Source organism: Alicyclobacillus contaminans DSM 17975, assembly GCF_000429525.1.
Lineage (GTDB): Bacteria > Bacillota > Bacilli > Alicyclobacillales > Alicyclobacillaceae > Alicyclobacillus_A > Alicyclobacillus_A contaminans.
Window position 1 is genome coordinate 54,257 of record NZ_AUCA01000001.1, and the last position, 13,040, is coordinate 67,296.

The 13,040-nt window shown below is 62.1% G+C and carries 14 protein-coding genes; 8 read left to right on the forward strand and 6 right to left on the reverse strand.

The annotated features are described in order from the left end of the window. Positions 1-8: 8 nt before the first annotated feature. The 3 genes from G463_RS0100260 to G463_RS0100270 all read right to left on the reverse strand — a co-directional run bounded on the left by G463_RS0100260 (position 9) and on the right by G463_RS0100270 (position 2,747). Positions 9-665 (reverse strand): trimeric intracellular cation channel family protein, encoded by a 657-nt coding sequence (locus G463_RS0100260; RefSeq protein WP_026973611.1) that lies wholly within the window; start codon positions 663-665, stop codon positions 9-11. A 72-nt stretch (positions 666-737) separates the two neighbouring features. After that, on the reverse strand, positions 738-1,625 hold the full coding sequence (locus tag G463_RS0100265) for an endonuclease/exonuclease/phosphatase family protein (protein WP_026973612.1): 888 nt from the start codon (positions 1,623-1,625) through the stop codon (positions 738-740). Positions 1,626-1,706: 81 nt separating this feature from the next. After that, on the reverse strand, positions 1,707-2,747 hold the full coding sequence (locus tag G463_RS0100270) for a BMP family lipoprotein (RefSeq protein WP_026973613.1): 1,041 nt from the start codon (positions 2,745-2,747) through the stop codon (positions 1,707-1,709). 265 nt (positions 2,748-3,012) lie between these two features. Between G463_RS0100270 and G463_RS17770 the strand changes: the two genes are divergently transcribed. Genes G463_RS17770 through G463_RS21425 form a run of 3 tightly spaced genes read left to right on the forward strand, consistent with a single transcriptional unit; the run spans position 3,013 to position 5,424 of the window. Then, positions 3,013-3,693, forward strand: a complete 681-nt coding sequence (locus G463_RS17770; RefSeq protein WP_051321715.1) for an NUDIX hydrolase — start codon at positions 3,013-3,015, stop codon at positions 3,691-3,693. Continuing rightward, positions 3,690-4,574: a phosphotransferase gene (locus G463_RS0100280; RefSeq protein ID WP_026973614.1), complete on the forward strand. Its 885-nt coding sequence runs from the start codon at positions 3,690-3,692 to the stop codon at positions 4,572-4,574. Before G463_RS17770 ends, G463_RS0100280 begins: the two co-directional genes overlap by 4 nt. Positions 4,575-4,602: 28 nt before the next feature. Continuing rightward, a complete protein-coding gene (locus tag G463_RS21425; RefSeq protein ID WP_051321716.1) occupies positions 4,603-5,424 on the forward strand; it encodes a VOC family protein in 822 nt (273 codons plus the stop codon). On the opposite strand, the gene udk is transcribed toward G463_RS21425, so the two are convergent. Then, on the reverse strand, positions 5,397-6,014 hold the full coding sequence (gene udk / locus G463_RS0100290) for a uridine kinase (protein WP_026973615.1): 618 nt from the start codon (positions 6,012-6,014) through the stop codon (positions 5,397-5,399). The genes G463_RS21425 and udk overlap by 28 nt on opposite strands. A 272-nt stretch (positions 6,015-6,286) precedes the next feature. On the opposite strand from udk, the gene G463_RS0100295 reads away from it, so the two are divergent. Then, positions 6,287-7,576: an MFS transporter gene (locus G463_RS0100295; protein WP_026973616.1), complete on the forward strand. Its 1,290-nt coding sequence runs from the start codon at positions 6,287-6,289 to the stop codon at positions 7,574-7,576. 133 nt (positions 7,577-7,709) lie between these two features. Further along, positions 7,710-9,209: a gluconokinase gene (locus G463_RS17780; protein WP_051321717.1), complete on the forward strand. Its 1,500-nt coding sequence runs from the start codon at positions 7,710-7,712 to the stop codon at positions 9,207-9,209. Here the strand turns inward: G463_RS17780 and G463_RS0100305 are convergent. Together G463_RS0100305 and G463_RS21430 are read right to left on the reverse strand one after the other, a co-directional pair. Beyond that, positions 9,196-10,233 carry a LacI family DNA-binding transcriptional regulator gene (locus G463_RS0100305; RefSeq protein WP_026973617.1) on the reverse strand — a complete coding sequence of 346 codons (1,038 nt, stop codon included), beginning with the start codon at positions 10,231-10,233 and terminating at the stop codon, positions 9,196-9,198. The two genes, G463_RS17780 and G463_RS0100305, sit on opposite strands and share 14 nt — an antisense overlap. Beyond that, positions 10,208-10,594 (reverse strand): thioredoxin family protein, encoded by a 387-nt coding sequence (locus tag G463_RS21430; protein ID WP_051321718.1) that lies wholly within the window; start codon positions 10,592-10,594, stop codon positions 10,208-10,210. The genes G463_RS0100305 and G463_RS21430 overlap by 26 nt, the downstream gene beginning before the upstream one ends. Before the next feature lie 89 nt (positions 10,595-10,683). On the opposite strand from G463_RS21430, the gene G463_RS17790 reads away from it, so the two are divergent. The 3 genes from G463_RS17790 to G463_RS23900 are packed head-to-tail and all read left to right on the forward strand — an operon-like array spanning position 10,684 to position 13,037. After that, positions 10,684-11,469, forward strand: a complete 786-nt coding sequence (locus G463_RS17790) for a YdcF family protein (protein WP_245575638.1) — start codon at positions 10,684-10,686, stop codon at positions 11,467-11,469. A 33-nt stretch (positions 11,470-11,502) separates the two neighbouring features. Beyond that, a complete protein-coding gene (locus tag G463_RS23895; protein WP_342663803.1) occupies positions 11,503-12,222 on the forward strand; it encodes a solute symporter family protein in 720 nt (239 codons plus the stop codon). Further along, positions 12,219-13,037 carry a solute symporter family protein gene (locus G463_RS23900; protein WP_342663804.1) on the forward strand — a complete coding sequence of 273 codons (819 nt, stop codon included), beginning with the start codon at positions 12,219-12,221 and terminating at the stop codon, positions 13,035-13,037. The genes G463_RS23895 and G463_RS23900 overlap by 4 nt, the downstream gene beginning before the upstream one ends. The last annotated feature ends 3 nt before the right edge of the window (positions 13,038-13,040 follow it).

The window sequence follows — 13,040 nt, forward strand, 5'->3', positions numbered from 1 at the left end:
GGGGCGGGTTACGGGACGGACGGAGGCATTGCGTCCTCTTCGCCCGAGGGGACCGGGACGGCGCGAAACCGCCGCCGGGGAACGTGCCAGCCGAATGCGAGGGAAAGCATGCGCAGCGTGAAGACCACCAACAGCAGGGCGTACAGTTGCCAGGAGCGACTCGGATTGACCACGTGAAAGCCGATGGCTGCGCCCGCAACCATGGCCCACAGTGCGTACACCTCCGCGCGCAGGACAATCGGTTTTCGGCCAGCCAGCACGTCGCGGATGACGCCGCCGCCGATACCGGTGATCACGGCCGCCACCACAACCATTCCCACCGGATACTTCATACTGGCCGCGTACAATGCGCCCTGGATGGTGAACGCGGAGAGACCCAACGCGTCAAACATGTTCGCGAACCGCAGCCAGTGGTGAATCCAGCGGGTGGGCAACAGAATCAAAATGAGCGCGGAGGCCAGTGCCACATTGAATAACGCGCCTTGGTTCCAGATGTCGGAGACCGGCAGGCCAATCATGAGATTTCGGAGCAATCCGCCGCCGAATGCGGTGACCATTGCCAGAACCACCACGCCAAACACATCGTATTCCTCTTCCATGGCCACAATCGCGCCGCTCAGCGCGAACGCAATGGTGCCAATGATGGTCAGCACATACCAGGTCAACTGCATCCCGCCTCTGTAAGAATATCCGCTTCATTGTACCGGATGCAGACGGGCGGTCGTCAACTGCAAGATTCAGTTCAGCCTGGGCAGAGTGACCTCCGCTGTCACGGGCCGGTGATCCGAGGCCACGGTGGGCAGCGTGGATGATGAGCGGATCTGAATGTCCGGCGACACCAGCACATAGTCGATGCGACGCGTCGGGTGGTCCGCCGGATACGTGTTCTCGGCGCGTTCACTCGAAGCCGCGTCCTGAAACAGATTCCAAAGTGGTTTCAGTTCTTCCGCCGACGGTGACGCGTTCAGGTCCCCCAACAACATCTGGGCGCCCGTCTCTCGCTCCATGACGCGCACCATTTCCTGAACCTGCCGTCGGCGAACGGCGGGATCTTCGCGGGAATCCAAATGCGTGACGTACACGTGCAGCGGTGAACGCCCCACCTCCACCTTCACGTCGAGAAATCCCGGGGTGCTGATGAGGGCGTTCGGCCGCCCGCCGTTGTGCTGCGGCGTATGCGCATGGGTTGGGGATGGCGCCACGCGCGTGAGATAGCGGTTGTTCATTTCCAAAATGGGAAATCGGCTCAGAATGGCGTTGCCGCTCTGTCGGGGGGTGTCCGGGCGGGCTGTGGCGTATTGATACACCGGGGCCATGTAGGCATTCATCTGCAACTCGTGGGCCAACGTGCGGAGTTGGTCGTCAAAACGGCTGCGGGCATCCCAGCGCACGTCCACCTCCTGCAATCCCACGATATCCGGGTGCAGCAGGCGAATGTCCTCACAGACGCGGTGCAGATCATACTGTCCGTCGAGACCGGTGCCGAAATGAATGTTGTAGGTGACCACGCGAATGGTGCGCGGCTCTTGTGGCGCGGCTGGGCCCGCGTTCGCAGTCGATGCCATCCAGGGGTTCGCAGTGCACGTGATGGCCGCGGCCACCGCCCACAGCGTTCTCCAACGCATTGTGCAACCTCCGTCTTCTAACAGAAAGATTCTCCCGGTAGTGTGTCCTGCACCGGGAGAATCTATGGATCGTCTGTGGGGTTATTGCATTTGCGCGGAGACCTTCAGTTTCCCGCTCTTGATCTCGTCGGCCAATTGATTCACCTGGTCGCGCACATCCTGCGGAACCACGGCATTGAAGTTCGTCAGTCCGACCCCTTGTCCGGCCAGGTCGAACCAGTGGGTGCCCGCAGTGAACCGATTTTCCGTGACGTCCTTGATGATGTCGAAGGTGGCCACGTCGATGCGCTTCAATGTACTCGTCAGAATGGCGTTCTCGGCGAGGAACGACTGGTCAGCGTCCGCGCCGATGGCGTACACGCCAGCCTGGTTGGCGGCCTGGATGGCGCCGATGCCGGCAGCGCCGGCCAGTTGATAGACGATGTCCGCACCGCTGGCGATTTCATCCTTGGCCACCTGATTGCCAAGTGCCTGGTCCGTGAAGCTGTTGGTCCATCTGATGAGCAGGGTGCCATGCGGATCTGTCTTATGGAATCCCTGTTGAAATCCGGCGACGTACTCTTCCACGGGCGGGATTTTCATGCCCGCGACCACGCCCACCACGTTCTGGCTGTTCATTTTCGGAATGCCTGACTTTTGTTCCATCAGCCCCGCCATGGCGCCGGCAAGGTACGCGCTCTGTTCAGTCTTGAACACGGCGCCAGCGACGTTGGGGATGTTCGGTATGGAATCGTCCAGAATCAAGAACTTTGTATTCGGGTATTCGGGCGCCACCTGTTTGACGGCATCCTCCATCAGGTAGCCGACCGCAATGACCAATTGATCCCCCTGTTGGGCAAAGTTACGCAGGTTCGGCACGTAGTCGTTGGCCGACTGGGATTGCACCACTCTCCCTTGAATGCCGAGTTCCTTTTCCGCCCGTTGCAGACCAATGTACGCGTTCTGGTTGAAGCTGTGGTCGTTGAGACCACCGATATCCGTGATCAGCCCGACCTTCACCTGGCTCTTCGGCGCGCTGCCCGTCGCGTTGTTGGCCGTAGTCGCCGCACCGCAGCCGCTGACCAGTCCCACCAAGGCCACGGTGCTGAGCACGCTCCCTATCCATGCGCTCCGTCGTTTCACAGTTCCCAATCCCCCCAGCGATATGTCTGTCTTGTGAACGAAATTCATCCTACGCCAAAGACGAAAAAAGGACAACATCCCGAATGAATGTAACCCATTTCTTTCAATATAAAACGAACAATGTTAACGATTTATACACAAATGTTCGTAAAACCTGCGTCGCTCGCCGCATCTCTCCACGCAGCAGGAAGGATTTTGATGTCCTCCGCCGCTGGTTGCGGTACTATGGATGGGTGACGACGAGGGCGGAAAGAGAGGGTATCACATGTCGGATGCAGGAATCTCCCTCCACCTTCCCGACATTGCGGCGAGCCTGAAGGGTAGGGCGCGCGGGCTGCTGACACCGGCTGAGACGATTCGGACCGCTGTGATGATTCCGCTGCTGGAGGCGGAGGACGGGGTGTCGGTGTTGTTCACGAAACGGGCCCGGACGCTGCGCCGCCAACCGGGGGAAATCTCGTTCCCGGGCGGCCATCAGGAGCCGGCGGACGTGGACGATGCGGCCACCGCGCTGCGCGAAACGTGCGAGGAATTGGGCGTTCGGCCGGACCATTTGACATATCTGGGGCCGCTTGATGTGTTCCCCGCCTGGTCGGGGTTGTTGGTGTACCCGCACGTTGCGGCGCTCTCCTCGCGAACCGCGCTGCAGCCGAACCCGGCCGAGGTGGAGGAAGTGTTCACCGTGCCGCTGCGGCACCTGTTGGCCATGCAGCCGCACGTGTACGAGGTGAAGTTGGTCCCCGTGCCCCCCGACGATTTTCCGTATCAGTGGGTGTCGGGCGGCAGGCGCTATCCTTGGCGGGAGGGGCGGGTTGAACAGTGGTTTTATCCGCTGGACAAACACGTGGTGTGGGGATTGACCGCGCGCATTCTCACGCACTTTCTCCAGATCCTCCGCGCGCACCACTCCGTCGGCCCATGCGATGGAGGGGAGGGAACCCGTTGAACCTGCAGTTTTTGTTCGCGGTCCCCGTCCTTCGACAACAGCAGGTGCCGGACGTCCACGTCGGGCAGGCCAGCGACGTGTGGTTGGTGGACACGGCGGATTCGGCGGTGGTGGTGCGCCGTCCTCGCATCCACGGCGGGGTGTTGACCGGCCCGTTCTGGATGGGCTGTCAAGCGCTGTTCGGCACCCGACCGGGGTCGGTCTCCGCTCTCGGGGCGACGCACCGACTGCTATCCGCGTTAGCGACGCTGCCGATTCCGCGCGTTCTGGACGTTCGGTGCGCGGAGGCTGGGCCGTTTGTCGTGGTCGAGCGCATGCCGGGGCAAACGCTGCTCTGCTTTGCCGACCTGGACACGCGGTCTCTGCGCTGGCTCGGCGAAGCGATGGCTTGTTGGCACAGCTTTTCGAGTCCGTGGTACGGAGCGTTATCGGCACCATCCGGACAGCCGGCGCAACAGTTTCATCCGCACGCGGCTGCTGTCATCCGGCAGTTGGCCGACGCACTGGGCGGGGAGCGGGATGCGGCGCGACCATGGATTCAGCGGGCGTTGGCGGCGCTCCGCGAGTTGCCCGCGCTGAGCGAGATGCAGCTCATCATGCTCGATCTCGATCCGACCCAGTTTCTTCACCAGGACGGCGCGCTGACGGCGCTCGTGGACGCGGAGCTGTTCGCCCTTGGCCCGTCGGCGTTGGAGTTGGCAGCGCTCGAATATCTGTTGGACGGGCCCGCCGCCGATGCGTTTCGCGACGGCTACGAACGGGTGCTCCCATTGCCGGATCTGTCCCCGGTCCGGTTGCCGTACCGCTGCCTGCTGCGGCTGTTGGAGGTCCAGGGCCGGGTGGATTGGAACACCTGGATGACACACCCGACTCGTTTTTGAGCACAATGTCCAGATAGGAGGAGAGTCGATGACCCTGCAATTGGATCACCTGGTCCACGGCGTGGTTGAACCGGAAAAGGCCGCCGCGGAAGCGGCGCGCCGCTTCGGGTGGCGAACCGTGCCCGGTGGGCGCCACGTCGACTGGGGGACGTTCAATCACCTGTCGTATTTCGATGGATGCTATCTGGAGTGGGTGAGCGTGTTCGACGCAAAGCTCGCTCACACCACCGAGTTCGGAAAATGGGTGGCCGCGGACCTGGAACGCGGCGAAGGGATACAACAAATGGCGCTCCGGACACGGCGGATGGACGAACTGGTGGCTGCCTGGCGCACGGACGGCCTGCCCTTCGTCGGCCCCATCCCGGGCCGTCGTCAGCGGCCGGACGGCTCCTGGCTGCGCTGGCGTCTGCTGTTCCCGGTGCGGAGCCGTCTGGACGATTTCCCGCTCCCGTTTCTGATTGAATGGGAGGATGACGATGCGGCGCGAGAGGCCGCCCTGGTGGCCAGCGGTGCGTTGGCCGAAGCCAGAGCGGAGCGGCCGCAATGGGTCGCTGTGGAATCGTTGGTGGCCGATCCGGCCGCGCTGACGCAGGTCTGGAATCGGTGGTTCGGTCGTGCAGGCGCAGAGATGAAGTGGCAATCGGAGGTCGGTCAAGCGGTGGTGGAAAGCGCGGGGCCGCTGCTCGTATTTCGCGCACCGGCCACCGCGGCGGAGGCCGAGGTGCACCGGCGGCGTGGGGATCGACCAGCCATACTGAGGGTAGCTGCTCCCGCCGCTTCCGAATCACATATCATCGGCGACTTTCACGGTGTCACTGTGGTTCAATCGTTCGCTTCCAAGAAGTGTTGAATACGTGTGGTCAACAGACTGATGGCGATTTTATTTTCTCCACCCTCTGGAATGATGAGGTCCGCATACCGCTTGGACGGTTCAATGAACGCGTCGTGCATCGGTTTGACGGTTGTCAAATATTGTTCGTACACCGAGTCCAGCGTGCGTCCCCGGTCCTTGATGTCGCGCATCATGCGCCGCAGCACTCGGACGTCTGGATCGGTGTGGACAAAGACTTTGATGTCCAGCGCCCGGCGGATGCGCTCGTCCACCAACACGTGGATTCCCTCCAGCACCACCACCGGCCGGTGTTCCACCCGCACCGTGTCCGGCACGCGCGCGTGCAGCGCAAAATCGTAGATGGGCAGCTGAATCGGCTGCCCTTTTCGCAGTTGATGCAAGTGTTCGAGCAGCAAATCGTTGTCGAACGCATCCGGATGATCATAATTCAAGTGCTGCCGCTCCTCGAACGTGAGGTCGGACAGATCTTTGTAATAGGCGTCCTGGGATATCAGTGTCACGCGGTCCGCACCGAGCGACTCCACAATGGCATTGGCCACCGTTGTCTTGCCCGATCCGGTTCCGCCTGCTATGCCAACCATCAGCATACGCGTGTCCCATCCTCCTTGTCATAACCCGTCGAAGTATACACCTTCCGCGCGGCGGCTTGCAACGGTTGCCGTGCGTCCTTCGCTGTCCGTTCCGGTCCTTTCCCTGCGGCGGAATCTAGATTTTGCCATTGCCAAAGTAATTTTGCTCGACTACAATGCCAATGTGAACGAAAACGTTTTCGTAAAACGATTTCTGGAAACGATTTCAAGATTGGGTCTTCGGTGCCCGCAATACGACGGAACACCGGCATCATGAAGGAGGGGACATTGTGAAACCGCGCGGAAGAGTGCGTTGGGGGATTGCGCTCATCCTCTTTATTGGCATTGTGATCAACTACCTTGACCGTACGAACATGTCGATTGCGACCAAGCCGTTGTCTCAGGAATATCACCTGACCTCCGGCCAAATGGGTATTGTTCTTTCGTCATTCGCCTGGTCGTATGCACTGTTGCAGATTCCCATTGGCGTCCTGCTCGACAAAATCGGCATCAAATGGCTGATGCGCGTGGGGTCCATCATCTGGGGATGCGCGACCATCATGACGGCCGTGGTCAGCGGACTGGGCCTCGTCATTCTCTCGAGAATTCTGCTTGGGGCGGCGGAGGCGCCCGCGTTCCCCAGTGCATCCAAGGCCACCGGTTACTGGTTTCCGCTGCAAGAGCGGGGCGTGGCCAGTTCCACCTTCGACGCGGCCGCGAAGTTCTCCAATGTGATTGGCGCGCCGATTGTGGCATGGGCCGTCACCCAGTGGGGCTGGCGCGGCGGATTCTGGATGACCGGGATTTTGACCCTGCTGTTTTCCGTGATTTATTGGATCTGGTATCGTGACCCGAAGGAGCACCCGCGGTTGACCGAAGAGGAGCGCGCCTACATCGAGGCGGGCGGCGCGCAGGAAGAGGGAGAAGCAGCCGGCGGGACCCTGGCGACCTTGTTGTACCTGCTCACCACCCGCAAAGTGTGGGGGTTGACCATCGGGTTCGCTGCGTACGGGTATTCGTTCTACCTGTTCCTCACGTGGCTGCCGGGCTACCTGGAAAAGCAGATGCACATGAGCATTTTGAAGAGCGGATTCTACACCATGATCCCTTGGCTCGTGGCCACGTTGACCGATTTTCTCATCGGCGGCATGCTGGTGGATGCACTCATTCGGAAAGGATACAACCCCTCCAAGGTGCGGAAGACCCTGTTGGTGATTGGCATGCTGCTCGGTCTGGCGGTCGGCGGCGCCGCGTTCACGAGCAATCCGAATGTGGCGATTGTGTTCATTTCCATTGCGCTCGGGGGACTGGCGTTTTCGGCGCCCATCGGCTGGAGCATTCCGGCTCTGATTGCCCCGAAAGGCGCGGTGGGCACCGTCGGCAGCATCATGAACTTCTCGAACAATATCATGGGCATCGCGGCCCCCATTGTCACCGGGTATATTGTGGGGGGGACCGGATCGTTTGCGGTAGGATTTCTGGTGGCTGCCATTGTGTTGGTGGTGGGGATTCTGTCGTACCTGTTCCTGCTCGGTCCCATCGAACAGATGCATTCGCCGTTTGAGTCGACGAACGCCTGACGGCGCATAGAGCGAGCGGTGCGAAGATTTTGCGCCGGTTGAAGACAACATACCAACCATTCGCGGGAGGTACGGGCGGCAGGGGTGCCGTGACCGTACCTTTCCGCGTGTGCGAGTGAGGAGACATGGAGAGATGACGCGGACATGCACCCTGGGAGTGGACATTGGAACAACATCGGTCAAGGTGGTGGCCTTTGCACCGTCGGGGGAGGAACTGGCCCGCGCCAGCGCTCGCTTGACCATGGTGCAGTCGCAGCCTGGATGGGCGGAGCAAGACCCGGATGCGGTGTACGCGGCCGTGGAACAGGCTTTGCTTCGCGTGGACGCGGCGCTGCAGGTGGGCGGCTGGCAGGTGGGCCAAGTCGGATTCAGTGCGGCAATGCACAGCCTGCTCGCCGTCGATGCGAACCATCGACCGCTGACACCGGCCATCACCTGGATGGACACGCGCGCGGCCCGGCAGGCGGACGCCCTCTGGCGAAGTCCACAGGGCTCCGCGTTGTACGCCGCGACCGGCACGCCGGTGCATCCGATGACGCCTTTGGTCAAGTTGATGTGGTGGTCGGAACAACGGTCGACGGAACGACCTGCGGCGGCGAAGTGGGTATCTCTCAAAGAGTATGTGTGGTTTCGCTGGTTCGGCGTGTGGGAGGTTGACGCCTCCATGGCCAGCGCGACGGGGCTGTACGACCTAATGCGGGGAAGCTGGCTGGATGCGGCGTTGGAGACGGCGGGGATTCGGGAAGATCAATTGTCCGCGCTGGTTCCAACGACCCACTGCCGCGTGGGCCTGACTGCGCCGGGCCTGCAGACGGCGAGAAGTCTGGCGAATGCGGTGTTCAACATCGGCGCTTCCGACGGTGTGCTGGCCAATCTCGGCGTGGGCGCGGCGTCAGCCGGAGATTTGGTGCTGACCATCGGCACCAGTTGCGCGGTGCGAGCCACCACAGAACATCCGGCGACGGACGCGGCGACGCGACTGTTTTGCTACGTGCTCGACGACCGTCGGTTCGTGGTCGGCGGGCCGAGCAACAGCGGGGGTGTGGTGGTGGATTGGCTGTGCAGGCAGGTGCTCGGTGTGCCTCCGGAGTCGGAGGCGTTTGAACAGATGCTGGCGGAAGCCGCCGCTGTAGAAACGGATGATCTGCTGGTGTTGCCGTATCTGACCGGAGAACGAGCGCCGCTGTGGAATCCGGAAGCCGCCGCCCACGTTCTCGGACTGCGTCCCAGGCACACCCGGGCGCATTTGTTCCGCGCCGCTGTGGAGGGAATTCTCTTCAACGCCGCGTGGATCTCTTCCGCGGTGCAGGCGTTGACCGGGCCGGCGCGGCGGGTGCTGACCTCCGGAAAGCTGCTGGATGTGCCCTGGATTCGCCAGCTGGCCGCAGATATCTTTGGGCTGCCCGCCGTGGCCACAACCAGTGCCGACGCATCCGTGGTGGGGGCGGCACTGCTGGCGGAGATGGCCGCTCTCGGCAGCGATGGACAGTCGTCATCCGCGCAACCGGATCGATTCCATCCCACGAACGCCGCGGTTCAAACGGCCCCCAACGCCACCCAACATACACGGTATCTCCGCAAGGCTGCGTCGTTCCGCCAGGCGGTTCATCAACTCGGGCTCACGCACCGCTGACGACGTTGCGCTCGGTCGATCCGCCCGGTATCAGCTGCGACGGCAGAACCACGCGCTTTTCCCGGAGACTTCTGGTGTCCGATTTCTTGCGGAGCAGCTTGAGGAGAGTCTCCGCCGCCGACTGGCCGATTTGCTCCGTCGGCTGGCGAACGCAGGTGAGCGGCGGCGTCGCCACCTGGGCCCAGTCCGGTTGATCGAAGGTGGCGATGCCGAGTTCGTCCGGCACCGACAGCGGCAGGGATCGCAGCCGAGGGTACAGTTCGAGCATAATCAGGCCGTTGGCTGTGTAGACGGCGAGCGGCTGCTGTGCACGGGCGGAGAGGATCTCATCCACCACGCCGCGGAGACTGTCGGGATTGGCTTTGTCCATCCAAACCACCCACGGCGTGCGGTGAGCGGCCACGCAGGCGGCCTCGTAACCGCGCAGGCGATCAATGCGCGTACTGACCTGCCGCAGGGTTTCGGTGACGTACAACACGCGCGTGTACCCTGCTGCAAACAGATGGCGGGTCAGTTGTTCCGATGCCTCGGCATTGTTTGTGACGATGTTGACGACCCCCGGCATGTCGAACTGCCGGTCAATCAACACCACGGGAATGGCCGCAGCCAGCTCTGTGAGCAGCGACTGATTCTCTCCGTTGGTCTGTATCACCAGGCCGTCCACCGATTGCGCCCGCAGATTCTGCAGGATGTGCGCCTCGCGATTCTTGTCGCCGCCGGTTTCCGCCACGAGCAGGCTGTAGCCCGCGTGGTGCAGCGCGTCCGACAGGGAGCGAATGACGCCCACGCAGAACGGATACCCCATATTCACCACCACCACCGCAACCGTCCGGCTGCGGTTGCGTTTGAGCCCCTGAGCAAACTTGTTCGGTTGGTACCCGAGCTGCTCAATGACCGCCTGGATGCGCTGGCGCGTTTCCGCGCGCATGGCACCGTAGTCCTGGTTCAGGTACCGGGACACGGTGGTGATGGAGACGCCCGCTTCGCGCGCCACATCTTCAATCGTGATTTTTCCCTTGGCCAAACTCCGGTGCCTCCTCCCGATGGCTTTTCGCCGCAGTGGTTCGCTGCGACGGGTGGGTATTGAACAGGCGGAACAGGTCATCCACGCCCGGAAAGGCGTACTGGCGGTGGAGAATCCGCGTCCCTGCCGCAAACACGAGGCAGGGGACACTCTGTATCTCCCACAACGCCACCGCGTCGGGCATGTGGTTGACGTTGCAGCGGTACACCGTGGGATCGCCTGCGGCTGCCATCGCCACGGTGCACCGGCGAAGCGCCAGCGCGCAGGTCCCGCACAGCGGCGTATGAAAGAAGTATGCCCGCACCACCGTGTCGTCCGCCACCGCCCGGTGCCACGCATCCTGCGTCAAGTCCTGAAACATCGCGACAGATTCACCTCCAGATCATCATGGCACATCTCAGAATCTGTCGCCAGTTTGATATGATGGAAGCAAATGCGGGGGTGGACGGGGTGTCGTTGACGAAGGCGCTGGTCGGCTGGTTGCTGCCACCCGGCCTGTTGGTTTTGCTGCTGTTGCTGTTCGCCTTCTGGGCTCGCCGCAAAGGGCAGCGACGGTTGTCCTTGGCAGCGCTGGCGATGGCGGCCCTCACGTATCTCTGGTCGATTCCAGCGGTAGCGGATGCCTGGGTGCGGCATGTGGAGGCGTATGCATCTCCTCCGGCGCGCATCGATGGGGATGTCCTGGTCATGCTGGGGGCGGGGGCCACGCCGGATACGCCGGATGTGGATGGTGCGGGCATGTTGTCCGGCGATGGGGAGAGCCGTTTGCTGACCACGTATCGACTCTATCGTCTCACCAAGCTGCCCATCGTTCTGTCGGGCGGTCAGGTATTCCCGGACGATGGCGTGGAGGCGGAGATTGCGCGCAGACAGCTGCTGTCGCTCGGCGTTCCGGCCACCGCAGTGTTCGTCGAAGATCAGAGCCGTACGACGGAGGAGAACGCCAAGTACACCAGTCGACTGCTGGCGCTGCACCACTGGCGCCATCCGGTGTTGGTGACCTCGGCCTTCCACATGCGGCGCGCGGTGCTGGATTTTCAACAATACGGCGTGCACGTGCAGCCGTACCCGTGCGATTACCTGGTGAGTCGCCGACCGGCGTGGTACGCGAATCAGTTTGTTCCGAGCGCAGCGGCCCTGTCGCTCACGTGGACCGCGCTGCACGAGCAGTTGGGAACGCTGGAGGCGTGGTTGCGCGACACGCATGTGCACGGGGATGCGGTGCCGACGCAGTGATGGATCACGGCGAAGGGCGTTGAGGGGGAGGCCATGAATCCCAGCTACTTTTTCTTCTTTATGGCGATTGTCATTGGAACGCTGCTGATCAGTTACTGGGCGGCGAAGCGGGGGATGTCCACACATCGGTTTTACACCGCCTCCGGAAACCTGACCGGGTTCCAGAACGGGCTGGCGATGGCCGGAGATTACGTGAGCGCCGCATCGTTTCTCGGGATTACCGGTGCCATTGCGCTGCAGGGCTACGACGGACTGCTGTACGCCGTCGGGTTCCTGGTGTCCTACGTCCTGTTGCTGTTTGTCGCGGAGCCCATCCGCAATCTCGGTCAATTCACCATCGGCGACGTCGTGCACCTGCGCTTCCCTTCGCACTGCATCCGCATCGTGGTGGCGGGCACCAGCATTGTCATCTGCATTCTCTACATGGTTCCGCAACTCGTGGCGGCGGGTATGCTGATCCATCTGCTGCTCGGCCTGAACTACCTTTGGGCGGTGCTGGTCACCGGTGTGCTGATGACCGTCTACGTCATCTTTGGCGGCATGGTTTCGACGTCGTGGATCCAAATCACCAAGACCGTTCTGCTGATGGCGGGAACGTTTCTGCTGATGCTGATGGTGCTGGCCCGTTTCGGCTGGAACATCCATGATCTCTTGCGCGCAGCAGCCCGGCAGAGTCCGCTCGGCGCCCGTTTTTTCAGCCTGGGAATCTGTTCCAACAACCACTGCAGCAATTTTCCCTGCATCTGTCATTGATGCTTGGCACGGCCGGCCTTCCGCACATTCTCATTCGCTTCTTCACCGTGCGCGACCGGTGGGCCGTTCGCACCACGGTTCTCACCTCCACCTGGATGGTTGGGCTGTTTTATCTGATGGTTCCGATACTTGGCATGGGGGCCATAGCGCTGGTCGGCTGGCATGCCTTTCAAACGGTCGATCCGACCGGAAACATGACCATTCTGCTGCTCGCGGGCGCGGTCGGCGGCGACTTTTTCACAGCCTTTGTGGCGGCCTGTGCGTTCGCGACCGTGTTGGCGGTGGTGACCGGCTTGCTGCTGGCCGCCACGTCCACGTTCGTCCACGACGTCTTCAATCATGGGTTGAATCGCGGGTTGGCCGCGGAACGTCCGCAACTGCGGACGGCGCGGTGGACGGCGGCGGTGATTGGCGCCCTGGCCATCGGACTGTCACTGGAGATGCGGCATATGAACGTGGCGTCGGTGGTGTCGCTCGCGTTTGTGGTGGCCGCTTCAACCAACCTGCCGCTGCTGTTGTTCACGCTGTACTGGCGTCGTTTCAACCGGGTGGGTGCCATCGCGGGGGTCATCTGCGGGCTCGCGTCGTCCATGGTGTTCGTCCTGTGGAACCTGCAGGTTGTCCATTTCAGCGCAGGCAAAGCGGCGTCGTTCCTGGCATTGCACCTGCAAGATCCGGGCCTGTTCGCCATTCCCTGCGGCTTCCTCGGCGCTGTCCTTGGCACGTGGCTCGGCAGGCCGCACCCGGATGACGGTGAGCGGTTCACCCGCGTGCTGCTGCAATCGCATACCGGCATCTCGCCCGATGGATGGTGAAGG

Coding starts and splice junctions, on each gene's coding strand:
- G463_RS0100265 (WP_026973612.1), bottom strand. CDS start 1,625: ATGCGTTGGAGAACGCTGTGGGCGGTGGCCGCGGCCATCACGTGCACT.
- G463_RS17770 (WP_051321715.1), top strand. CDS start 3,013: ATGTCGGATGCAGGAATCTCCCTCCACCTTCCCGACATTGCGGCGAGC.
- G463_RS21425 (WP_051321716.1), top strand. CDS start 4,603: ATGACCCTGCAATTGGATCACCTGGTCCACGGCGTGGTTGAACCGGAA.
- udk (WP_026973615.1), bottom strand. CDS start 6,014: ATGCTGATGGTTGGCATAGCAGGCGGAACCGGATCGGGCAAGACAACG.
- G463_RS17780 (WP_051321717.1), top strand. CDS start 7,710: ATGACGCGGACATGCACCCTGGGAGTGGACATTGGAACAACATCGGTC.
- G463_RS21430 (WP_051321718.1), bottom strand. CDS start 10,594: ATGTTTCAGGACTTGACGCAGGATGCGTGGCACCGGGCGGTGGCGGAC.
- G463_RS23895 (WP_342663803.1), top strand. CDS start 11,503: ATGAATCCCAGCTACTTTTTCTTCTTTATGGCGATTGTCATTGGAACG.